The sequence below is a fragment of the Wolbachia endosymbiont of Cantharis cryptica genome, from assembly GCF_964277405.1.
Lineage (GTDB): Bacteria > Pseudomonadota > Alphaproteobacteria > Rickettsiales > Anaplasmataceae > Wolbachia.
Map to the genome: position 1 here is coordinate 341,952 of NZ_OZ195521.1, position 25,138 is coordinate 367,089.

The 25,138-nt window shown below is 34.8% G+C and carries 17 protein-coding genes and 1 pseudogene; 8 read left to right on the forward strand and 10 right to left on the reverse strand.

Translation table 11 applies throughout. The annotated features are described in order from the left end of the window. Positions 1-72 precede the first annotated feature (72 nt). From ACICP6_RS01645 to ACICP6_RS01655, 3 genes are all read left to right on the forward strand, one after another. Positions 73-1,323 carry a citrate synthase gene (locus ACICP6_RS01645; protein WP_395463356.1) on the forward strand — a complete coding sequence of 417 codons (1,251 nt, stop codon included), beginning with the start codon at positions 73-75 and terminating at the stop codon, positions 1,321-1,323. Positions 1,324-2,102: 779 nt separating this feature from the next. After that, positions 2,103-3,371 (forward strand): ankyrin repeat domain-containing protein, encoded by a 1,269-nt coding sequence (locus tag ACICP6_RS01650; RefSeq protein ID WP_395463357.1) that lies wholly within the window; start codon positions 2,103-2,105, stop codon positions 3,369-3,371. Between the two features lie 145 nt (positions 3,372-3,516). Further along, entirely contained in the window at positions 3,517-6,207 is a 2,691-nt protein-coding gene (locus tag ACICP6_RS01655) for a 2-oxoglutarate dehydrogenase E1 component (protein WP_395463358.1), read from the forward strand. Here the strand turns inward: ACICP6_RS01655 and ACICP6_RS01660 are convergent. Next, the gene (locus ACICP6_RS01660; protein WP_395463359.1) at positions 6,200-6,799 is read right to left on the reverse strand and encodes a TIGR02217 family protein; all 600 of its coding nucleotides are present in this window, start codon (positions 6,797-6,799) and stop codon (positions 6,200-6,202) included. The genes ACICP6_RS01655 and ACICP6_RS01660 overlap by 8 nt on opposite strands. A 202-nt stretch (positions 6,800-7,001) precedes the next feature. After that, the gene (locus tag ACICP6_RS01665; protein WP_395463360.1) at positions 7,002-7,784 is read right to left on the reverse strand and encodes a DsbA family protein; all 783 of its coding nucleotides are present in this window, start codon (positions 7,782-7,784) and stop codon (positions 7,002-7,004) included. 853 nt (positions 7,785-8,637) lie between these two features. Between ACICP6_RS01665 and ACICP6_RS01670 the strand changes: the two are divergent. The 5 genes and pseudogenes from ACICP6_RS01670 (at position 8,638) to ACICP6_RS01690 (ending at position 13,186) form a co-directional block, all read left to right on the forward strand. Next, positions 8,638-9,703 (forward strand): annotated as a pseudogene (locus ACICP6_RS01670) (IS3 family transposase). 421 nt (positions 9,704-10,124) lie between these two features. Then, entirely contained in the window at positions 10,125-10,670 is a 546-nt protein-coding gene (locus ACICP6_RS01675) for a hypothetical protein (RefSeq protein WP_395463361.1), read from the forward strand. Positions 10,671-10,818: 148 nt separating this feature from the next. Then, on the forward strand, positions 10,819-11,052 hold the full coding sequence (locus ACICP6_RS01680) for a hypothetical protein (RefSeq protein ID WP_395463362.1): 234 nt from the start codon (positions 10,819-10,821) through the stop codon (positions 11,050-11,052). Positions 11,053-11,306: 254 nt separating this feature from the next. After that, positions 11,307-12,119, forward strand: coding sequence for an ankyrin repeat domain-containing protein (locus ACICP6_RS01685; protein WP_395463363.1), 813 nt, complete (start codon positions 11,307-11,309; stop codon positions 12,117-12,119). 104 nt (positions 12,120-12,223) lie between these two features. Beyond that, positions 12,224-13,186, forward strand: coding sequence for a helix-turn-helix domain-containing protein (locus tag ACICP6_RS01690; RefSeq protein ID WP_395463364.1), 963 nt, complete (start codon positions 12,224-12,226; stop codon positions 13,184-13,186). A gap of 174 nt (positions 13,187-13,360) precedes the next feature. On the opposite strand, the gene ACICP6_RS01695 is transcribed toward ACICP6_RS01690, so the two are convergent. The 8 genes from ACICP6_RS01695 to htpG form a co-directional block, all read right to left on the reverse strand. Further along, positions 13,361-14,980 (reverse strand): hypothetical protein, encoded by a 1,620-nt coding sequence (locus ACICP6_RS01695; RefSeq protein ID WP_395463365.1) that lies wholly within the window; start codon positions 14,978-14,980, stop codon positions 13,361-13,363. A gap of 223 nt (positions 14,981-15,203) precedes the next feature. Next, on the reverse strand, positions 15,204-17,078 hold the full coding sequence (locus ACICP6_RS01700) for a hypothetical protein (RefSeq protein WP_395463366.1): 1,875 nt from the start codon (positions 17,076-17,078) through the stop codon (positions 15,204-15,206). Between the two features lie 24 nt (positions 17,079-17,102). After that, a complete protein-coding gene (locus ACICP6_RS01705; RefSeq protein WP_395463367.1) occupies positions 17,103-17,393 on the reverse strand; it encodes a hypothetical protein in 291 nt (96 codons plus the stop codon). A gap of 46 nt (positions 17,394-17,439) precedes the next feature. After that, on the reverse strand, positions 17,440-17,847 hold the full coding sequence (locus ACICP6_RS01710; protein WP_395463368.1) for a hypothetical protein: 408 nt from the start codon (positions 17,845-17,847) through the stop codon (positions 17,440-17,442). Positions 17,848-18,683: 836 nt separating this feature from the next. Next, a complete protein-coding gene (locus ACICP6_RS01715; protein WP_395463369.1) occupies positions 18,684-20,741 on the reverse strand; it encodes an ankyrin repeat domain-containing protein in 2,058 nt (685 codons plus the stop codon). Between the two features lie 526 nt (positions 20,742-21,267). Further along, positions 21,268-22,290, reverse strand: a complete 1,023-nt coding sequence (locus ACICP6_RS01720) for an IS110 family transposase (protein ID WP_353285218.1) — start codon at positions 22,288-22,290, stop codon at positions 21,268-21,270. Between the two features lie 212 nt (positions 22,291-22,502). Further along, entirely contained in the window at positions 22,503-22,949 is a 447-nt protein-coding gene (locus ACICP6_RS01725; protein WP_395463370.1) for a hypothetical protein, read from the reverse strand. A 66-nt stretch (positions 22,950-23,015) separates the two neighbouring features. Further along, positions 23,016-24,920, reverse strand: coding sequence for a molecular chaperone HtpG (gene htpG / locus ACICP6_RS01730; protein ID WP_395463635.1), 1,905 nt, complete (start codon positions 24,918-24,920; stop codon positions 23,016-23,018). Positions 24,921-25,138 lie beyond the last annotated feature (218 nt).

The following is a 25,138-nucleotide window of genomic DNA, read 5'->3' on the forward strand; positions in this document are numbered from 1 at the left end:
ATCTAAAATTAACCAGGTTAATATATACTCTTCAGTTTGTATGCTTTGTATAGGATTTAAGTAGCTTAAGTGATGGATAAAAAAGCATTATTAGAACTAAGCAATGGATTAAAAATTGAGCTACCCATATTAAGCGGAACAATAGGTTCTGATGTGTTAAATATTAAGGATTTGTATAAGACAACAGGGTTGTTCACTTACGATCCAGGTTTTGTTTCCACGGCTTCATGTTCTTCTGCAATTACATTTATTGATGGAGATGAAGGAGTCCTTAAATATAGGGGACATGATATAGCTGATTTGGCAGAGAATAATAATTTTACTGCTGTAATTTATCTATTACTCTACGGTGAGTTGCCTAATTTAGAGCAACACAAAAAGTTTCTTCTGAAAATACAAGAATTATCCAAAGTATCAGAGCAGATTATAAATGTGATTAAAGCATTTCCAAAAACTGCTCACCCTATGTCAATTTCGATTGCATGTTTTGCAAGTTTGTCAGCATTTTACCATGAGAGATATGGCAACAGTGTCGATAATGAAGATCTGGATTTTGGAATTTCTGCGATAGCACAAGTTCCTGCAATTATTGCGATGATCTATAGGCATATCAACAATCAGGAGTTCATAAATGCTAACAATGAATTGAGCTATAGCGAAAATTTCCTAAGGATGATGTTTGGCGATGCTTTTGATAACGATAAAAGCACTCTTTTTGCAAAAGCTCTGGATAAAATATTTACTCTCCATGCTGACCATGAACAGAATGCTTCTACGGCAGCTGTCAGATTGGTGGGATCGGCTGGTTCTAATTTGTTCGCAAGCCTATCTGCAGGAGTTGCTACGCTTTGGGGACCAGCGCATGGTGGAGCTAATGAGGCAGTTATAAATATGTTAAAGGAGATAGAGCAAAGTGGAGATGTAGATAAATTCATTGAAAAAGCTAAAGATGATAAAGATCCATTTAAATTGATGGGGTTTGGACATCGTGTTTATAAAAATTATGATCCGCGCGCGCGCATATTGAAAGACGCTTGTCATGAGGTTTTAAGTAAACTAGAACAAAATAATGAACTGCTCAAGATTGCAAAAGAACTTGAAGAAATAGCTCTAAAGGATGAATATTTTATCGTGCGTAAGTTATATCCAAATGTTGATTTTTACTCAGGTATAATAATGAATGCTATCGATATTCCCTCAAATATGTTCACGCCTATTTTTGCACTTGCAAGAACCACTGGTTGGGTTACTCAGTGGTATGAAATGATAAATGACAAAGAAACTAAGATCTGTAGACCAAGACAACTCTATGTTGGTAAATAAATTTATTTTTACTTTATTTGTAGTTTTCATACCAATTATCATTATTAAAGAGACAAATAAGTGACATTAGACTTCTTGCATAACAAACTTTCGGCAACGCGTTGGAAAAACTTACTTGACAAACTCCGCCAGTCATCTTATCATGGAAGTGAAGCTATTGTATTTGCTTTCGCCAATCTGCAGATTAAAAGGTAAGGATTACTTAATGTATCGGCGTCTTATGTTCAATTTTTTGCAGTACATAGGTACTGTATGTCTTTACAAAACTTCATCTACATCTAGGTTTATACCTAAATAAGCTGAACGCGCTTATAAAGCGTTACAAGACATCAAAAAATGCCAATACTCGACAGAGATAGTAAAGGACTAGCTAACTCGGGTTTTCTTTGTCTTTTTTTCTGCTTGGTAAACTTCTTAAACACTTGCAGCGTAGGTTAGTTGCGATTAAAAGCGGCTGAATCTCCCTTGTCAGGGGTTTAAAACATAAAAAACGCCAGTACTTTAAAGCGGACAATAATCACAGGGCTCCTTTTGCCTTTTTTCCCACTTAGTAAATTTCCTAAATATTTTCTTAAATTTTATAGCTAAGCGACAACCGCTGCTTGTTAGCGGTATGACGGTAGGGGTCGCCAGCGTCACACGCTGGAATGACACCCTCCTTGTAGACAATGTTTGTATAGTTATGGAATTGTGCAACAGGCACAGTTTGACATAAAAAGCTTTGCTTTTTGGGATTTTTGAGTTATACTTAACTTAAGCTATTTCAGTAGGGGTTTATTGTGAATAGAAAGGAAGCTTTAGAAATATTGGGCTTAAATGCGAATCCCAGTGAACGGGAAATTAAAACAGCGTATAGAAAATTAGCCCTCGAGTTCCATCCAGACAAAAACTTGGATAAAGAACAGGAAGAAGCTGAAGAGAAATTTAAACAGTTACAAGCTGCATATGAGCTTCTTGATGGAACAGGTGCAAAAGAAGCTATGGTACTCCATGATGAAGACTTAGATAAAGTTAGCTGTATTGAGGATTTAAAATTTTGCTTATATACGGCTCTCTTCAATCAAGATACAACATTTTTGAAAAAACTTTTTTCCAAATTCAAGAGCAGTAAAGATGAAAAATTTGGTGATTACATCAATGAAATGTGTGTACAAGATCGCTTGCCATTGGGTGCTGCTATCAATTCGTACAATATTGATCTTGTAAGCCTGCTCTTAGACAATGGTGCTAACCCTAACATAAAAATATTCCGTGAGTATACTTCATTATGTTATCCTGGAGTTGTCACATGTGGTAACATTGTCAAACTACTTTTAGAGAATGGTGCTGACCCTAATACACGAGTATATGGTCTTGCTCCACTGGATGTAGCCGCACATGATAAGTTCTATGAAGTTGCAGAATTACTTTTAAAATATAGAGCTGCCCCTAATGCACAAGATGAGTTTGGTAATACTACATTACATAGAGCATACAAACACTATAGAATTGCAGAATTACTTTTAAAATGTGGCGCTGATCTTAATATACGAAATATATTTGATCACACTCCATTGTATGAAGCAGTGCATTGTAGTGAGTATGAATGTGAAAAAGAAAAAACTTTAGCGTTGTTTTTGAAGTATGGTGCAGATCCTAATGCAACAGATCCTCATGCAAAAGATTACTACATGAGGAGATTCATAGAACGTACTCCATATTTTACTAATAATGGTATAATAAATTGCATTAAGACACTTGTTTTGTCATACGGTAGCGATGATAAAGTTAAAAGGTTGATGGCTGAGTATGGTGGAGTTGATAGACGTTATCTCATTAGCCAAGCAGGACTTGCTTGTTGTTGCTTGATAGTAGCTTCTGCTACTTTGTTTAGCATAGCATCTCCTTGGTGCTATGTACCAACAGCAGTGTTTGCACTTGCTGCATGTTTTTTCATTAAAAATGCTGTACAGGCTGCGTTTTTCGCAAAAACAAAAGAGCCTTATCCTGAGTTTGCTGAAGCTAGGGTAGAGTTTCTTAATAGTCAAAAATTAGCAGGTGCAGCTTAATAATTATAGCTAAGGTAATCTAGGTTTACCGTCATTCCGCTACTTGTTAGCGCCCGCGAATGAATCGTGGTATAGAAACTAAAAAAGTTCTTTTTTAAAAAACTTAAGTTATACTTATAAGTGTTTGATATCTTATATAGTGATTATGCCAAGTTTAAGCTGCCTTCATGGTGATAATGCAGAATTTGTGGAAGAAATGTATAGCCGTTATCTGCAGGGTGATAAATCAATCGGGGAGGATTGGTATAGGATTTTTTCAAGCAATTTAGAAGTTAATAAAACGGAGCCCTGCAATGCAACTAAGGCGGATGATTCGGTAGCAAATTTTTTCAGATCTTATGGTCACTTTTTTGCAGACTTAAATCCATTATCACCAAATGTGAATAAGGAAGTAGATTATCAGAAATATTCAAATCTCTCTCCAACGCATGACGCTGGAATCTATAGAGATATTTATTGCAAGAATATCGGTTTTGAATTTATGCATATTTCCTCTCACGAGGAAAAAATGTGGCTGCAGGAGAAAATTGAAAATCAAACCTATACGCTGAGCTCACAAAACAAAAAAGAAATACTGAGACACTTGGTCGAATCTGAGATGTTTGAGCAATTTCTCCATATGAAATTCCCTGGGTATAAGCGTTTCTCTATCGAAGGTGGGGAATCAGCTATTGTTGCAATTGAGAGAATTATTAGTGATTCCGCAGCTTTTAGTATTGAAGAAATAGTTCTTGGCATGGCTCACCGCGGACGACTTAATGTTCTGACCAAAGTGATGGGAAAAGAATATGCGGCAATGCTATCTGAATTTCAAGGCAATCTCGCATATCCAAGTGGTCTTGAGGTGTCCGGTGATGTTAAATATCACCTTGGTTACTCTTCTGATCGAACACTTGCTGGTGGCAAAAAAATGCACTTAAGTTTATGCCCTAATCCATCTCACCTTGAAGCGGTAAATCCAGTATTAGCTGGAAGGGTGAGGGCAAAACAGAATATAAGATCTGTGCTTGGAATATCAATTCATGGTGATGCGGCTTTCATCGGTCAAGGTGTTGTTGCTGAGACCCTAACCTTAAGCAACATTGAAGGTTATAAGGTGGATGGCATTGCGCACATTGTTATTAATAATCAAGTTGGTTTTACTGCTAACCCATGCTGCACGCGATCCTCTTTTTATTGCACTGATGTAGCAAAATCAATAGAAGCCCCAATATTCCACGTTAATGGAGATAACCCAGAAGCTGTGAGTTTTGCTACAAGTCTGGCGATGGAATATAGGCAGAAATTTAAAAAGGACGTAGTGATTGACATAATGTGCTATCGCAAATATGGCCATAATGAGGGTGATGAGCCAAATTTCACTCAGCCGCTCATGTATAAGACCATATCAAAACATAAAACTCCTGGAACATTGTATGAAGAGAAGTTGATTGCAGAAAAAGTATTAAGTGATGATGAGGTAAGTAAATTGCGCAGCGAATTCAGGGCAAGGTTGGATAAAAGTCTTGCTGAATCAGCGGCTTATGCTCCAAAAAAAGCTGACTGGTTCGGTGGAGTGTGGTCAAAATTAAGAAGAGCAAAGTTGAACGATTTGAGCGAATACTATACGGATTCTGGTGTCTCGCAAAGTGAGCTGAAAAAATTGGCTGTGCATATAAATAGCAATATTCCAAGTAGCTTTAACATTAATAATAAGGTTAGAAAAATACTTGATGGCAGAATAGACGGTATAAATTCTGGTAGTAATGTAGACTGGGCAACTGCTGAAAGTCTTGCATTTGCGTCACTGCTCACAGAAGGAATAGAAGTGCGTTTATCAGGACAAGATTCTGGACGTGGAACTTTCTCGCACCGTCATTCAAGGCTTGTTGATCAGGTAACAGAAGAAGAGTTTATTCCGCTAAACAATATAAACAAAGAACAGGCTCACTTTGAGGTCATAGATAGCGCTTTATCAGAGTATGCTGTAATGGGCTTTGAATATGGATATAGCCTTGATTCTCCGTATTCACTGGTGCTCTGGGAAGGACAATTTGGTGATTTTGCAAATGGTGCGCAAATTATGATCGACCAATTTATTGCATCTGCAGAAACAAAGTGGCTGCGATCAAGCGGTCTGGTTTTATTGTTACCTCATGGTTATGAAGGGCAGGGGCCTGAACACAGTTCTGCTCGTATAGAGAGATTTTTGCAACTCTGCGCAGAAGATAATATGCAGGTAGTTAATTGTTCCACTCCGGCAAATTACTTCCATGTCTTACGCAGGCAAATCCATCGAGACTTTCGTAAACCTTTGGTGGTGTTTACACCTAAATCTTTATTACGCCATAAAAAAGCAGTTTCTAATTTATCTGACTTTGAAGGAAAATTCCTTACAATAATTCCAGAATGTAGGACAAATTTAGTGTCAAGTGACAAAGTACGAAAAGCTGTAATATGCAGTGGTAAAGTTTATTATGATATAATTGAAATGCTTGAAACACAAAAAATAAACGATATAGCAGTGATACGTTTAGAACAATTCTATCCATTTCCTGCCGATAAACTAAGTATTGAACTTGAAAAATACAAAAGCGCTGAAATTGTATGGTGTCAAGAAGAACCAAAAAATATGGGAGGATGGTTTTTTGTCAACCCATTGATAGAGGAAGTATTACCTGGCCTCAATATTCAAAGGGTCTTTTTTAACCCATTGATAGACGAGGTGTTATCTGACCTCAATATTCAAGCAAAAAGACCTAAGTGTATTGCAAGACCTGCTGCTGCATCTCCTGCGTGTGGGTATGCTAGTGTTCACGCTCAGCAACAAGAGGAAATTTTGAAGCAGCTTAACTAAACTTTACCTCTACTAGTGGAATATTATTCCAGCTATTACTTCCATAGTTATCGATAGAAGCGTTTAAGTAATCTGTGTCAAAGCGTACAGGTACATCAAATTCGAAGCTTGCAGTGATTATTGTATCTTTCACTGGTGGTTTCATAAATGTTATTTCTCCTGTTGAATAATTCACTGAATATTCACTCTCTTCTTTGCCGTTTAAATAGATCTTTACTGTGCCATTTACTGGCTTTTTAATCATACGTGTATGCTTATCTTTTCCGCTTACATAAATTTTGATCAGTTGAAAAGTCGTTTTTTCGTTGTCTCCTATTCCAATTTCTTGATTGGTGACTGTAAAATCTGACCAATCTTTAAAACGAAATCCTATTGCTTTACCTTTTCGTGCATGAAAAAATGTTATTAATTCTAGTAGCTGCTCGTTTGATCTGACCCCATAAGCTATGTTGTATTTAGTACGTGCATGAGACCAATTGATGTTGCGCTGTTCACGGCCGTTATGAGTTGTTACAACATCAGTGGAAAATTCCGGTTCTCCAGTGGAACCATAAGATATATTTTCTGGAAATCTGATTTCTGTGAATGACATATGTCCTCCTGAAAAATAAAATTTAGATAGTTTGGCTGAAGAAGGTGTACAAATGTTGTAATTTGAAGATAGCAAACGGCGTTATGAAAACAGCACAATCACTGAGATCGTACCTTAAGCTACTGCTACATACCGTTACTTATCACACCCATGCTTACTATACTTAGGCTCACTTGAGCTGTCAAGCATAAAAATAAAAATTTTATAGCAAATTAATCGCTGAAGCTAGTTTTTGCTTGTGACTTAATTCATCTACTTTCTTGCGTAGTACATCCAAATCAGTTGCTCCTACGAATAGACTATCCCCGATTATTAAAAAAGGTGTACCGCCTACTCCTAGTTCCCTTACTAAGAGTTTGCTGCCATTTATCATTTGCTCAATTTTATCTGCATTATTTTTCATAGAATTATTAAAATCATCCTCGTTAACTCCTATACTTCTTACTATACTTAATATATTTTCATCTGAAAATTCTCCTTTGTAATCTAGAGCAGCGTAGTGAAAATCGAAATATTTTTCTTTATCAATAAAGTAGACAGCTAAAGCACTTTTTGCTGCCTTTAAAGAGTTGTTACCAAGTATTGGAGCATCTCTAAAGATATACTTAATTTTGCCATCATTGATTAACTGTTTTATATCATCTTTTATGACCTTGCAATATCCACAAGAATAGTCAAAGAAACCTACAGCTATAACACTACTATTTTCATTTCCGGAGTAAGGATAAGCGGGGTCGAATATCTCATTTTTGTACTGTAAAATTTTACCTTTAGTCGCGTTATCTCGAGCAGCATAGCTACTTTTAATCGACTGCTCTTTGAGAGTGTTTATAATCTTGTCAAAATTTCTATTTATATAATCATCTAATTTCTTGCCTATGTAATCATCATTTAGAATTTGACTGCGATTCGCAAGCCAATTATTCATTATTGGTAAACTTGCTATTACTACTATTAAAATCGATAAAAACAATACCCTAGACATAATTTATTATTTATTAAAGGACCTACAATAGGAATTTTTAGTACACATTTACCTATATCATGAAAGAAGCACCTAATGTTAATATATAAAAACATTTATATCAAGTGTATTTTATAGCCAGTTTTGCCTCAAATGCGAACTTTACACACAATAGATCTCTTGCATAACAAACTTTTGGCAGCGCGTTGAGAAACGACTTGACAAACTCCGCCAGCCCTTTTATCATGGTACTGAAGGTATTCAGTTATCTTCATCTGTGCAGATTAAAGGAAGGAGTGTAACGTAGTTGGCGTCTTATTTTTAATTTTTTGCACTATGTGCACCGTATGTCTTTTAAAACTTCTAGGTTTTCAAGCTGAAACGCGCTTATAAAGCGTTTAAGACAGTATAGTACGCCAATTTGCAGGATTAGAGAGTAAGTACTATCTAACACGGGATTTCTTTTGCCTTTTTTTCTGCTTAGTAAACTTCTTAAACGTTTATCGCTAAGGTTAGTTGCAATTAAAAGGCAGCTAAGTCGCACTTATTAAGCGTTTTAGAATAAAAAAACGCCGATATTTCGACACAAAAGTAAATAACTGGCCACCATGGGGCTTCTTTTGCCTTTTTTTCGCTTGGTTAAAAAATTAACTAATTTTCATTATGAGACTTTTTGCATATTTGAGCAAGAGGTTAATGTCATGCAAGCTGATTGTTTTTAAGAATACCAAAAAAGACATGCATCAGTTTTCTCATCAAGGCTAAAACTACGACTTTTGGACACTTTCCTTTACTTATAATGCACCCCATAAATTAGACCAAAAAAAATTGGTTAATCCGAGTAAAAAGGGAAAAGTAAAGAATGGAGTGTAGTATGAGAACAAAAAAGTATGAACCAGAGTTAAAAGCAAAGATAGCTTTGGAAGCAATAAAAAAGCACAGCAGAGATATGTAGTGAATATAAAATACCATCAACAAATTTATATGATTGGCGTGATAGAGTATTAGCAAGATTGAAAGATCTATTTATAGAAGAAAGTGAGAGTATAAGAAACAAAGGATATTAGGACAAGAAATAGAAAATTTCCATAAGGTTATAGGAGAATTAACAGTAGAAAATAGTTATTTGAAAAAAAAATTACTGAAATAAGCAAAAAAGATAGAGTAAAGTTTATAGAAAAAGATTCTGATTTATCAATTAGAAAACAAGCTGACTTACTGGGGATTTGCAGATCTAGCTTATATTATAGTCCTATAATTAATGATGAAAGTGAGATAGCAAATTTAATACAAGAAATATATTTGGCTTCTGATTGCCGTTATGGATATCGTAAAATTACTGCTGAAATTGGAGCAAATCGACTGGCATAAGAAAGTTTTGAGAATAATGAAAAAGATGGGAATTACGGGGCTATATTGTAGAAAAAGATGTAATACTAGTATTAAAGAGAAAAAGCATAAAATATACCCTTATTTACTTAAAGATTTGATTATTTGTAGAGTTAATCAGGTATGGGCCACTGATATAACATACATTATGATAGAAGGTAAGTTTGTCTATTTTGTAGCAATAATGGACTTGTATAGTCGCTATATTATTGCTCATTCATTATCACCATATCTTGATGCTGGATTTTACTCTCAAAGAAGCTCTAAAACAAGGTAAACCTGAATAGTGATCAAGGAGACTAGCTACAACTTTATTATGGAATTAGAGCGTGCTAACATTAAAATCAGTATGGACCATAAAGGACGTTGCTTTATTTATTGAACGCTTATGGAGAACTTTAAAACAAGAAGCCATATATTATTATAGACCAAACAGTATCAGAGATTTGGATGTTGTAATAAAGGATTTTGTTGGTTGGTATAATTATAGAAGGCGACATCAGTCTTTACATTATAAAGTCCCTGCTGATCTCTATTATCATAGACAATAAATGCTTTATAAAAAATCGGATTACTTTGAAAAAAATGGTCTAGACAAATGGGTGCATTATAATACCGCTAACAAGCAGCGGTTGTCGTTTAGCTACAAACATTAAGAAATTTACCAAGCGAAAAAAAGGCAAAAGAAGCCCCGATTAATATCTATTTTCTGTATTGACGTCTATAACAATGTTACAAAAAATAATATCATAGAATTCAATAGGATAATCCCTAGAGAATTGCTCATCTATAAAAAGCCAAATCGTGTTAATGCTGTTTAGATGTAAAAGATAAGCTAAATTTTACAAGGAAGATATTTTAAATAGCAAGGCACCGTTGATTGAAAGCGAGTACCAAATTTATGGAGTGTGCAACTAGAACACTTCAACTACCACAACTAAATCAACAAATTTTAATAGAGAGAAAAACATTATGAGAATACCAAAGCTATTGCAAGTTATTGCTAAAAAACTTAAAAGGAAGGAAGGTACCTCTGTTGCAAAAGGAGCTGATACAGAGGAATCAAGGGCTTCTAATATGCAAGAAGGTGCTGAGGGAGTTCTTGAGGTAAAAGAGCAAAAAGAGACCGCTAATATAGTTGATAAAGCTACAGGAACTGACACTCAATTATGTAATAAAAATAAGGTTTTAACAGAGCAAGAGCTAAATGCCTCTGAAAGCCCCTCTCCCGCTGAAATAGAACTATGTTTTGATAGTGATGCTGCAGGCAAAGAAGAAAATCCATTAACAAAAGCAACGCAACAAAGACGAGCAATCGTAGCTGGTAGTGCTGGAGTAATGTTATTGGTGAGTAGTGTCGTATCTTATATTCTGAAAATGCATATCATAGCAGTGGTTGCGGGAATAGTTGGATTAGCGTTTATAGGTTGTGCATTGTATAATACTCTAAATCCCAATACGAAGCTCGAAAAAGTAGAGAAGATAGAGCAACTAGATCTTCCTAGCCCGAGTTTGTGAAGGTATCGAAGATAATATATTTACTATTATTAATAATAAATAAATATTTAAAAATTGACTTGACTTCCGCTAAAATAGATGGCTTTATGCCAATACTACTAAAGAAACAGTAGTAAACATTTAAAAGAATAGAGTCTTTAATGAGTGGATGAGTAATAACAATAAACGTAAAAAATTAGAATCAAGAAGAAACAACATAATAGAACGGCTTCTATTCAGCACTCCTGAGCAGATGAAACAATATTGCGAACTGCTCGATAATGAAAAAAGGCAAGATCTTTATCAAAAGGTGCTGAAGGAAATGCGTAAAAACCCGGAAATTAATCAGGTGAAGAAACTGAACGAAATAGCTGCTGTCATAGAAGAGGCCATACAAAGATGAAGAGAAGAGGGAAGGAAGTGAGCTTATTAATTAATATACATAAGATATTAACACGATTGGGAGAGTGTCCTCATCAAGAGAGTTGGTCATGAGTATAGAAATATATACGGGTTCCGCAGTTAATAAAAAAATAATGTTTGTAGCTGTAGACTGGAATAGTTTTGTTAATTTAGTGAGGTCATTATGACAAAAGAATATGTTAAAAAAAGAATAATGCTAAAAGAACGTCTAATCGAGATGCAAGGCTATATGCCATGGCAAGACATCTGTATGGTAAGTCTGATACTTTGCATTCAGCCGCTGAAAAAGGTAACTTTTATCTAACTTTATATATTCTAAGTAAAGGAGCTGATTTAAATGCTCCAGATAAACATGGTTGTACTCCTTTGCATTACGCTGTCTATTCAGGAAATATTGATGTAGTAAGATTTTTAATAGATCAGGGTGCCGATTACAATATTACTGACAGTGAAGGTACTCCCGTATATTATGCATTTCAATACGGCTATATTGAATTAGTCAAATATTTTGTAGAAGAGAAGGGTATTGATCCTATGGCACCAATTGATAAATATGGTAGTACTTTATTTGGTGAAGCTATTGTAGGTGGTGACTTGGATACTATAGAGTATCTGATGAGCCGAAAAGATGTCACTTATGACTGCAATGATCTATTGGAAATAGCGATATTAAATGGCCACTTGGATGTTGTTGAATATTTGATAGAGGAGAAAGGAGTTGATGTAAATTTTGTTGGAGAAAACGGCTGGACACCTTTACTCTACGCTGTTGAGCGAGATTATATTGAAATAGTAAAATATCTAATAGAGATGGGAGCCTACGTAAATGTTACAGATGAAAGCGGCACCACAGGACTACACATAGCCGCTGAAGATTGCAACTTTGACATAGTCAGATGTCTTATAGTAAATGGGGCAAATATAAATGTCAGAGACAAGAAAGGCAATACACCACTGCGCTTGGCTATTCAAGATAGTGAATATCAAGATAAAAGATATAAAGAGGACGTGAAGGAGTACCTTATCAGTCATGGTGCACGTATTTAGAGAAAGTAAAAACCTCTTTTCTCCTATCTCTAGTGTAAGGTAGGAGATTTAATAGAATCTTAGGTAAAAGAGTATATCTTTTCTTGAGATTCTATTAAAGAGACATGACTACTGACACAAAGTTAATAGACTACGAAGTCGGGAAAAAGTTAAAATATGAGAGAGAAATACAAGAAGATACTCAGGCAGGTCTAGGGAGTAAAGTCGGAGTATCAGAGAAGCAAATGTCCAGGTATGAGCGAGGAGAAAATTCCACTCTAATCATCACAATATTAGAAATAGCAGAAAAACTAGGGATTGATAGTGCAAGAGTGCTACCTGAATCAACAGTACCAGAGGGAACTGAAGCAAAAGAAACATTAAGTCTAGTTAGAGAATGTAAAAAATTTAGGAATTATGAATTATATAAGATGGCCTCTGCATTAAATAAGTCTATGCAGATAGGTAAGGAAGAGGGTAAAAAAGTAGGAAAGATTAAAGTAGCAAAAAATCTACTTAAAGCGGGTGTTTCTCTTGATATTATCTTCCAAACAACGGGCTTGTTTACAGATGAACTTAAGAAATATTGTAGAAAAGAGATAGTTAATTTTATAGCCTACAAAATAGGAGAAAAGATAAAAGAATGGAGGCTAGCAAGAGGATATAGTAGGGAAGATTTAGGAAATAAAGTTGGTTTAACGGCTGCGCAAATATACCACTATGAACAGGGGACTCATCTCATTACAACAAAAAGACTACATGCTATAGCAGAAGCATTATTAGTGAATATAAAAACTCTACTGCCAAAAATTAGTGAACTAATAGAAAAAGGCAACGTTGAAATTGAAAGAAGTAATGAGGATAGAGAAGGAGAAAATGGATTACTAGATTTAGTAAGAGAGTTTAACAAAATTGAGGATGAAAAAATACGTGATAAATTTTATTCATTAATTATGTCTGTATCTAAAAGAATACAGATTAATAAAGAAAAAGGTAAAAAAATAGGGGAAATAGAAGTGGAAAAGAACCTACTTGAAGTGGGTATTCCTATTGATATAGTACATCAAGCAACTGGCACACGACCTTAAAGCTAAGCTGAAGAAAATAAAATAATTTCTTTAGAAGAATCTATAAATTATTAACTCAATATTTATCTCCTACCCCCCCTCAACTTGAGCTTATGGTTTACAGAATACTCTCCTACATATCTCTAAGCTCGCAAAAAGCCGAATGGATAAAAATTTAAAACCCTAAAGACTATTTTAAGCAACTGCATGATCAGCACCACTTGCGATTTGATTAGTTTCAACATTGTTAAGTGCTGTATTTGCTTTATATAAATAGCAACACCCTACTGCTAGAGAAGCCAATGCAACTGCAGCAAGTGTAATACATATCGCTAAATAAGGTATTGTTAAACTTGCACCAGCAGCAAACATCCCAGATAATATAAAAGAAGCAGAGGCATAATTACCCTGCCTTGTACTCTGAGCATTTACTGCTGAGAGTTTTTTGTTTTTATTATTAAGATCATCAATCCTTTGTTCTAATTGTGAAACACGTTCATTTGCAACACCCAGCTCTTTCTTCTTTTCTATGAGTTGAGTTTTTGTTCTATCATGCTCCTCTTTAACATTTTCAAGTTGAGTCACTTGATCATTTAGCTTGCTAATCTCTCCCTCCTTTTCTGCAAGTTGATCCCTTGTTCCATTAAGTTCTTCAGTTCTGTTAACCAAGTCTTGCTTTGTACTATTCCGCTCCTGTTTTAACTTAGCTTGTGTGCTCTCAAGTTCCTCTTGCAATTGTGAAACACGTTCATTTGCAACACCCAGAGCTTTATCCTTTTCCGTAAATTGAGCTTTTGTTATATCACATTCATCTCTAATGTTTTCAAGTTGACTTTTTTCTTGAGTAATTTTAGTTACTTCATTACTTAGTCTGCTAATCTCTTTTTCCTTCTCCGCAAGCTGAACTTGTGTATTCCCAAGTTCGTAAGTTTTTGTATCCAAGTCTTTCTGTGCAGTATCCCGCTCCTGTTCTAACTGCGAAACCTTTTGATTCACATCATTCAGCTCTTGCTCTTTTTCTGTAAGTTGAGCTTTTGTCCTATCAAGTTCCTTAGTTTTGTTAGCCAAGTCTTGCTTTAGCTCTTTCTCCCTCTTTGCAACCTGAGATTTTACGTTCTCAAGTTCATTAGTTTTTGCATCCAAGTCTTGCTGTATACTATTTAGCTTCCCTTCTAGTTGACTTTTTTCTTCAGTAAGTCGATTTACTTCACTAGCTTTTTTATCCAAAGTAAGTCGATTTACTTCACTAGCTTTTTTATCCAATTTTTCCTTAAGCTTTTTACTTGTGCTTTTAGATTTCTGCAGCTCTGTCTCCAGGTCGTTATTTTCACTTTTAAATGCTTTCAGCTGTTGATCTCCATTATCACCATTCAAAACTGTAGCATCTTGCGCATTGCCGAACATTTTATCCCCCTCTAAATCATTGCTTATGGACCCCAATGTTGAACCCCATATACTATTCAAGATACCACTTTTTCCTTTTTTTTCAAGAACATTTTCTTTCCCCCCTTTTTCTTCTACCTGTTGGCTAGCGCTAGAACTTACAGATTTGTCTTCACCAGCGCCTAAAGTTGGATTTAATTTAGCAATATCTCTAAGCTTTCCAAACGGAGTAGAAGTTGTATTTCCAAACCCAATGAGTTCTATAGTAGGAAAAATTCTGCTACCTAGAAGCAGTCTTGTAACTTCACTATTTTTACCTGCTGGAGTCCTATTACCTGGAAAAGGCTTTGGCATTCCAGTATTTTGTTTAGGAGAAACCTCTGATGGCAAAGTTTCTGCCGTACTCTGTATGTAATCACCTAGCTTTGACAAAACCCCTCCTAAAGGTTTAGCAAAAACGGACATTCTCTTATTGGTAACCTGCTTAACAACCGATAACACATTTACCCCGACTATAAAGAAAAGATATCATATATAGTGTACAATGTATGCCATTCCAACGCAAGCATAATTTTTTCACTAAGATACTCTAAATGCTACATGAGCCCTTCTATCTGCACTCTTCATAAGTTGCTATGCAACAAAGTCTGCCAGGTTAAGAACATTGTGGTCTACTAATATCCTTATCATCAGAATGTAAAGGGTTCAGTGACTGACTACGCAATATTGGCGGTACTTCACCTAACTTACTACTTGGACCTGGCTGATCATCCGCTTGGTTTGCAGGCTGTTGCTGGCTAGATGAGCTACAACTAGGTTTGTTTTGTTGTTCCTCCATAACACCTTCAGACACTTTTTTATTTAACGTTTCGTCCATTTGCGCGATGTTTGCTTTTCTACGTTCTAAACGTCTTATTAAAAACTCTGAAGTTTGTTTATAAAACTCTGAATCTTGCTTGTAAACTTGTTCGTATATCTCTAATTTTGTCTCATGCAGCTCTAATTCTGTTTTATGTAGCTCTGATTCTGTTTCAAGAAACTGTTCATGGTGTTGACTCAGTTTTTTGCAGAATTCGTCACACAAACCTTTTATTGTTCCAAGAAACTTCATCTGCACTTCTGCAATTTTTTCATAAAAACTCTTTTCAGGCTGAAATTCCTTTTCTAGATAATTTGAATATACATTGACTACCTGAACAAGTAACCGTAGTGTATGTTCTTTACCAAATGAGTTAATATTCAAAAGCTCAGCAGCTAACTTCTCATTTTCCTTATTTCCATAGCAATAATATGTTAAAAGGCGATGGCAAAATTTATGCAATGATAGAAGATCACCTAAATTTCTAATAACTTCGTGACCAGCTACAATTTCATATTTATTGTTTATAAAACGATTAAAAGTATTAACACATTTCTTCCACAATGGCACCTTTGATCCATTAATTATCTCATTGCATATAGCTAAAATGTTAATATATTCTATAAACGGCAAAGTAAAATCCTTGTCCGCTTGCTCATAATTTTGTTTATCGTTAACGCAATAAGGATATTGACAATTTAAGATATCAAAATTAAGTTGACTCTGATTTAAGAAACCATTAACTTTATTTAATATTTTGCTCTGGGTTTTGCACTCGTTTAACATCTGAGTAGCAATGGGTTTTATGTGATCATCTTCTTTACATAAATCACAAAACGACTCTAGATTAGCAAGTAATTCTTCATGGCCAATTAGATAAATTTGAAAATAACATTCAGCATTATTTTTTTCTTTTTGGAAGAGATCTTCATCATTTAAGATAAAACCTTTTATGCTAGCTTGACTTGACTTTAAAAATTCATTGAGACTAGGTACCAACCTATTGTACTCAATATAAGACAACTTACCTAGCTCATTTAGCACTGCGTAAGTTGTGCTTTCTAATGTTTTCTCGTTACCTAAAAGATCAACCCGTACTTTGCTAAAATAGCTATACTTAAAATCATGCTCTTGAGAAAAATTTTCATTAAAGTACTTTAGTATGCTTCGCATGTCATTTAATTTCGCCTGTATTGCTTGAGCCTTTGGCCTTTCTTTTTCAGGTATATCACTCCATTCTGACGAGTTAGGACTATACACAAGAGAAAGCTGTTTAAGTTTCTTGTCAACTTGTGTTTGAAAATATTCCTTGTGATCTTGTATAGTATTTCTTCCTTCCTTAACATTCTTCAAATCATTGTCAAGATCAGACAGCAAGCTATCAGATTTAAGTACCCTGAGTGTATCTTCTAAAGTCATATGGTTTATTACTGTTAAATCATTCTCCTCTTGTTCCTTTTGAGAATTAAATGGTGCAGTAGGAATTTCTTTATCCTTCCTATCAATATGTTCTACACTTTCCATATTAGCGCTACTAGCACCATCACTTTTATCTGGCAACATTTTACTACCCTCCTTTTTCCATTTAAAAAAATACATTAATACTAAAATAAGCAAAAGAACTGCTAATGCTACAATTGATAAGAAGATTACAAAAGCCTTATTCTTCACAAAAATCCCTTACAACATCATAAATCATCTACTGCGGTTATTACTTACGTGATTAGATAATGTAGGCACAGCTATGTTAGAGCTTGGAGCAGGTATATCACTTCCAATTTCATCAGAAAACTCATCTGCTATATTAGAGGCTTGAGAGAAATGAGATTCATGTACATGGTACTGTACAGTAGTGCCACTATGGCTATGTTTATTCACTTCTTGCAGACTTTCTGTTACAGTTGGTTCATTACATTTAGATTTATCTGCTTCTCGCAAATTTTGTATTGCAGCATTTATGCCAGGTAATTTAAGAACTGCGTCCAATTTATCAATTAATGCTTCATGTTTTTTCTCTACTTCCTCTTTTTCTTTAGCTGTTTTTTTTCATTTCTTGCTCCTTCTGGTTCATTAATTCTTGATGTCTTTTCTCTGTTCTCTCCATTTCTTGCTCCTTCTGGTTCATTAATTCTTGATGTATTCTCTCTGCTCTCTCTATTTCCCGCTCCTTTTGACTAATCGCTTCTTGATGTCTTTTCTCTGCTTCTTCCTCTACCTTAACCATGTCTTCTACTAAACTCTTTATCTTTTCTTGATTTTCATTAGATTCTTTAATCAACTTTACTTTATCTTTCTCAAGTTCCATCTTTTCTTTTTCGAGCTTTTCTTTCTCTTTAGTACTTTTTTCTAATTGAGAAGAGAATTTGTCGTCGATTGCCTTCATCTGCTCTTTAAAATCTTCTGACATTTGTTTATTCACAGTTTCTAACCGTGCTATCATTTGTCTCTGCTCAGATATAGTACTAATCTGTGAAGATATGATTTCTCCCCTACCATTGACAGCATTATCTAATGAAATTATTATGTATAATGAAATTGATATAGCGAGTCAACTACTTTTTTCAAAAAATATTTTAGCTAAAATATCATACCAATTAGCATAACAAAGTTTTTAATTATTTACTTTCTCCAAAAATAGTACCTACCTTTGTGAGAACATTTTACATAAAAATGAGGTGTGTGATTCATAGAGGTTATTACAACTGACTTGTCAGATCAAGTCCTATTTAATACAAAAAATGCAATAGTTGATCAGATTCAATACTTTCTTGTTATTAAGCTAAGCAAATTTTTAAGAAAGACTTTGGTATTGATGCTTGCAAAATTTTCATAACCTCCCATTGAGCATTATTGGTTTAAGCACAATATTCGAAAAATAGCTCACATGTTCTTTGTTCCTAAGAATGTTTCTGCCTTTATGAGTTAAGCTATATCCTAAAAATGCATGTTATAGCGGTAGTTGGCGTGATTGTTGGATTAGCGTGTATAAATTTTGCGCTGTATGATGTCCTAAAGCCCAACACAAAACTCGAAAAAGTAGAAAGTGTCGAGCAGCCTACAATTCAGTCTTCTTTGAATCTATCATAAAAGGCTATGTCCAAAAAACCATAAGCAGCAAGAAAGCAGAATGAGATAATTTCTTTAGAGAAGCACTTAAATCATTAACCAGCACACCTCCCTTCACACTTCTGTCATTTTCTTTTAACCTAAGCTTATGGTTTACAGCATTATGAATCACACACATTTATGATTATCTTTTTGTCGTGCTTTATCTTCCTATTTTCTGCTCCCCTGAACAGATACCTTCTTGGTGTTACTTTCACTTAAATGAGTTCCAGGTGGTGAATCTTCGGCATTAACATCTGCTCCTCTTTCAAGTAAAAGGCCTACCACCTCATCATAGCCATTTTTAGCAGCCAAATGTAAAGGCGTTTTATCATTAAAACTTTGTGAATTAACCTTAGCACCCTTGTCTAAAAGGTATTTAACTACTTTCTTCTCTCCGTTCATTGCAGCAATATGTAAAGGTGTATTACCTTTACAATCTCTAGCTTCAATATCAGCCCCTTTTTCCCGTAAAAATTCAACTACTTCTTTATTTCCTAAACTAGAAGCTAAATGTAAAGGTGTCTTACCATATATATTTCTATCTTCAATACCAGCCCCTTTTTTCAATAAAAATTCAACCACTTCCAAATGTCCATTTGTTGCAGCATTGTGTAATGCTGTATTACAAAAAGATGTCATATCATTTATAGCTCCAGGGTCAAGGTCAAACAGTAGCGCAACTATCTCTTTTTTACCTGCCCTTGCAGCTTCATGAAAAGGCGTTTGACCATGATCATTTCTAACAGCAGCACCAGCACCTTTATCTAATAATAGCTGTACTACTTCTGTATTTCCTGCTCTAGCGGCCAAATGTAAAGATGTTTCTCCAATATCAGTTCTAGCATCAATATCAGCACCTTGACCTACGAGATATTCTACTACTTCCAATTTTCCTTCTTGAGCAGCCAAGTGTAGAGGTGTTTTGTAATCTTTACTCTTAACATTCCAATCAGCCTTTTTGTCCTCTATAAGGTATTTAACTGTATCTAAATTTCTACTTTTAGCAGCAAAGTGTAAAAGAGTCCTGCCATAATTATCCTTAACATTCCAATCAGCCTTTTTGTCCTCTATAAGGTATTTAACTATATCTAAGCAACCATTTTCAGCAGCAAAGTGTAAAGGAGTCATGCCATCATTTCCCTTAACATTCCAATCAGCCTTTTTGTCCTCTATAAGGTATCTAACTGTATCTAAATTTCTACTTTTAGCAGCAAAGTGTAAAAGAGTCCTGCCATAATTATCCTTAACATTCCAATCAGCCTTTTTGTCCTCTATAAGGTATTTAACTATATCTAAGCAACCATTTTCAGCAGCAAAGTGTAAAGGAGTCATGCCATCATTTCCCTTAACATTCCAATCAGCCTTTTTGTCCTCTATAAGGTATTTAACTGTATCTAAATTTCTACTTTTAGCAGCAAAGTGTAAAAGAGTCCTGCCATAATTATCCTTAACATTCCAATCAGCCTTTTTGTCCTCTATAAGGTATTTAACTATATCTAAGCGACCATTTTCAGCAGCAAAGTGTAAAGGAGTACATCCATTATTATCTTTTGCATCAACCTTTGCTCCTTTTTCAAGTAAAAGCTCTACCACCTCTTTATGGCCATATTTAGCAGCCAAATGTAATAGAGTAGATCCGCGTTCATTCACTAAATTAACACTTGTTCCCGTTTTTATTAACTCCCTAACCTGATTTGCATCTCCTGCTTCAACAGCACATTTTAGTTCTTCCTGATTTTTTTCTGCTTCTTCTAAAAGTTCCACTATAGCTTTCTGATCTTCATCGGGTATATAGTTGCCATAGTCACCGTAACCGCAAAGATATTTTGGCGTTCTATCCTGGGAATCTGTTAATAAAGGATTTGCTCCATTTTCAATTAGGAGCTTTACTATATCTTTATAGCCAAGTTCAGCAGCTAAATGTAAAGGAGTCCACTCATGACTATCCTTCGCATTAACATTAGCCCTTGCTTCCAATAGGGCTTTTACTAACTTTTCACACTTATATTTAGCAGCCATATGTAACAATGTACAATTATATGTATCATCTGCACCATCTTGTGGGGAAAATAGGTAATTTATGTCAAACCGATTCTTCTCCCACTCTTCGTATGTTTTTAAATCTCCTTGTCTTAACCCCTCTAATATTTTGTCAAGTACAGTATCCTTGTTTAAATCACTATAAACGTTTACTGCACTTAATATTTCTTCCCACTCTAAAGTCATAATTTTCTCCTGTTCAAAAACAATATAATTTAATTATCACATTCTCATTCAAGAAGCTGATCTGCCACATTAACGACATTGCGAATTACTAACCACTATATCACCATCATCAGAATGTAAGAAGATAGAAGGTTTTTTAGATTTCATAGATAAAAAATAAGCGTAGAAAAGATACCGTCTCGCCAGTCAACAAGAAAATTATAAAAACTGAATCTCAAAAGCTGTATTGTAAAATCAAAAAGTACTTCCAACTTTGTAGCGGTATAGTTAAAGTATATGTTGATAAGTAAGTTTCTGCTTGTATATATAAATATAGCTCTTTCTACAATAATCCGAACAGATCATAATAATACACTGCTGTCCTCCTGGCTTATAATAGCTATAAAGACGTTTTCACCCCCGTTCGGACTATTATAAGAAGGGCTATAACTAATTTACTTATCAACATATACACTAACCAACTATATTAAATAAATTTATATAAAATACTATTTTATATAAGATCGGATGGTAGCATTTTTTGACTTTAAACCATTAAACCTTCGCTCAATTTCTTAGTCCTGTAGTTTTTAATATGGTCAGGATTAAAAGCACTTCTGGATTTAAGAATACCAAAAACGATATGGAGCAACTTACGCATTGCAGCACCAACGATAGCCATATTATGTTTACCCTTTTCCTTTAATCTCTGGCAGAAACTAATAATGATAGGATTGTGATTCTTAGCTACTATAGCAGGAAAGAAAAGTGCCTTACGTAATGTTTGTGAACCTGATTTACTTAATCTGGGTTTGGCATATACAGATGAACCTGACGTCATATTTCGTGGTATAACTCCTGCATATGCTGCCAATTGCCTGGCATCTCTAAAATCCTTTATGTAAGGAAGTTCAGCTAAAATAGCTATTGCTGATTCCTCTCCTATTCCTGGAATAGTTAATAAAAGTTGAAAATTTTTTAACAACTCTTTGTGTTGCTTTAATAGTTCACGTATGGAGCTTTTTATTGTTTCTATTTTTTGTGTTATATTTATTGCAAGGTTTTCCCAAGCAGTTGCGACTTCTTTGGGCAGTCTCTCTTTTTTTTCTAAGTGGTTATTTACTGATGTCAATTCATCTTTTAACGCAGCCGAGCAACGATAAAGATGTTTTAATTTTTTCTTTTCAGGAGAAGGTGGTGCCCAGCGAGTTGGTTCCTGCCTTTGGCAATAATCAGCAATAATTTCTGCATCAGTTTGATCATTCTTTTGTCGTACAAGTTTACTCCTTGCATAAGATTTTATGCAATAAGGATTTACTACACTAACAAAATGTCCAGCATTGTGTATAAATTCAGCTAAAGCTTCACTGTAGCAACCAGTGGATTCCATACATGCCTTTACTTCTTCTACGTTATGCTTTTGTAGAAAACTCAGCAGACCTTGAAATCCATGATCATCATTTTTAAAACTCCTTTTTCTAGTTTCACGTTTCCCTTTTTTACTTATAAATGAGAGAAAGACATCAAAGCGATCTTTCGATACGTCTATGCCTAAAAAGTTGTTGATCATATATAACTCCATACATTACCATTTAAAGTGAAAAGTAAGGCTAGTCTTGTGAATACAGAATTAGAACCATTTAGGTCTTTCTACGATACCGTTCAGCCTATACTTTTGAGAAGGGAGCTCTTATCTTTTTTACAGATTTTATATCTAAGTACGCACTCAGAGTTCCTCCCTTCTCCATCTAACGCTTAAGCTTAAAACATTAGATGCTTTCTTCAAGATACAAGTACATCCTTATATTTCTTTGCAAGCTCATCATTGGCTGCAATTGCTAATAATACAAGCTCTTTTACTGAGTATTCATATTCTCCCAGTTCGTTCATTTTATATAATGAAAATATCGTAAAAAAGGTACCATTCTCCTGTGCATTCAAATCTAAATTTAGCCATTCCAAGCAGAATGTCTTCAGCGCTTCCATGTTTATGGAAACAGATTGACCTTCATAACTCTCAATATCACTTACAATTTTCTCTAGTTCTTCATAATTATTCTCGTTTATTGCTTTACTTAGAATGTTCGTTATTTCAGTAAGGTCTAATATATACTCAAATTCTTCAATTCCTGAATCCCCAGAATTACTCCTACTTTTAATTTTACTATTTTTTGCAGCATCAGTATCTACTTTTTGTGATACAAAGTCTCTAAGCTTGAAACCAAGCATATCTTATCTCCTATAACTAAACTGTCGTTTAGATCAATTTAATAACTAGCTAAGCTAAGTATAGCATCAAACAGGAATTTTGCCAAGCAAATTGTTTAATCTCTTAGCAAACAGACTTGCATCATCCATCTCTTCGCCTTCCACGATACAAGCTTGATAGAACAGTAAGTGAATCATGTCCTCCAATGTTGGATTTTCACCATTTTCAGCGTGAGATTTCATTATACTTTTTATTACAGGATGTTTAGTGTTGATTTCGAGCACCTTTGGCGTGCGGTAACTTAGCTGCTTTTGTTCACGCAAAAAACGCTCCATGCGAAGATCCATAGCACCTTCATCAACTGCTAGACATACAGGACTATCAGTCAATTTTTTGGAAATTTTTACACTTTTGACTGAATCACCAAGAGCTTTGGTGAAATACTGCAATATAGAATCTGTATTTTCTTCGGTCTTTTCTTGATCTGATTTATTTTCTTCATCTTTCTTATCTTCTTCGGAAGAGAATTTTTCCAGATCAACATCAGCACGAGTCACAGACTTAAATTTTTTATCTTTATATTCATGAATTACGCTAGTCCAGAAATCATCAACTGGATCAACAAATAGGAGTACTTCTAGTCCTTTACTGACAAATCCCTCAAGTTGTGGACTGTTTTTCACTGAATCCAGGCTATTTCCAGTGAGATAATAGATATGTTCTTGCTCAGGCTTCATCCTGCTTATATAGTCGTCAATGCTGACCAACTTCTCATCACCGGTGCTATTAAATCTGCAAATCGAGAGCAGTGCTTCTCTTTCATCAGTTGGCATAGCTTCACAAAGACCCTCTTTCAATACTGCACCAAAATTGGTCCAAAATTTTGTGTATTCCTCTAAATTCTCTTTTGCCTTTTTACCAAGCTCTGATATCACACGCTTAGTTAGGGATTTCCTAATTTGTTCAACAACTCGATTGTTCTGCAGCGTTTCTCTGCTGATATTGAGAGGCAAATCCGGCGAATCAACAACACCTTTTAGGAAACGCAAGTATTGCGGTATGATTTGTACATTATCTTCAGTAATAAATACTTTATTTACATACAATTTTACAGAGCAACGTCTATCTGGATGAAATAAATCAAAAGGTTTAATGGAAGGAACATAAAGCAGATTTGTATATTCTATTGCACCTTCATTTTTATTATGTAATATCATCCAAGGTTCCCCGCCAACATGTGCAACGCCGCGGAAAAAATCACTATGCTCCTCTTGAGTAACGTCATTTTTCGGCTTAGTCCAAATTGCAGCCTTGCTGTTTAACTTTTCACTTTTTCCTTCTTCATCTATAAATTCAACGGGAAAATTGATGTGATCCGAATAAGTAGTGACGATATTTTCAATGCGAAACTTGTCTAAAAACTCGTTTTCTTCAGGGCGCATAATGAGTGTAATTTTAGTTCCACAAGGGATTTGATTATCTAGTTTACTTATCGAATACTCTCCATCTCCTTTTGATCTCCAAGTCCAAGACTCTTCTTCTCCAGCTTTTCTTGATTCCACTATCACTTCTGACGCAACCATAAAGCTTGAGTAAAAACCAACACCAAATTTTCCAATTAACTCCACAGCTTGGTTTGAATCTTTGTTATTCTTAATCGCGTCCAAGAATTTTTGTGTACCAGAGCTTGCAATTGTACCAAGGTTGTCTATTAAATCCTGCCTGTTCATTCCGATGCCATTATCAGTGATATATAGCTCATTCTTATCTTTATTGGATCTAATAGTGATTTTTAATTCATCACTTGAATCTAGCAAATTAGGATTTAGTTGAGATTCGTAGCGCAATTTATCACATGCATCCGATGCATTTGACACTAACTCACGTAGAAAGATGTCTTTATTAGTATAAAGTGAATGAATTACTATATTCAGTACTTTCCCTACTTCAGCATCAAATTTTAAATTTTCAGTTTCTTGTACGTTATGCATTTCGAGCTCCATTATTTGCCTACTACCCTAATAGATTTAAGTATTGAATTACGATCTTTCAAGCCCAAAAATTAATATCATTATATTTATTACGGCATGTAACTTGCAGGGTTATTGTATAACAATCTACAAGATATTAATCATTTAAGCTGTATAATCAACATAGTATTAGATAAAGGGTGTTTTACCAAGAGCGTCTTATTTACATTTCTTTCATT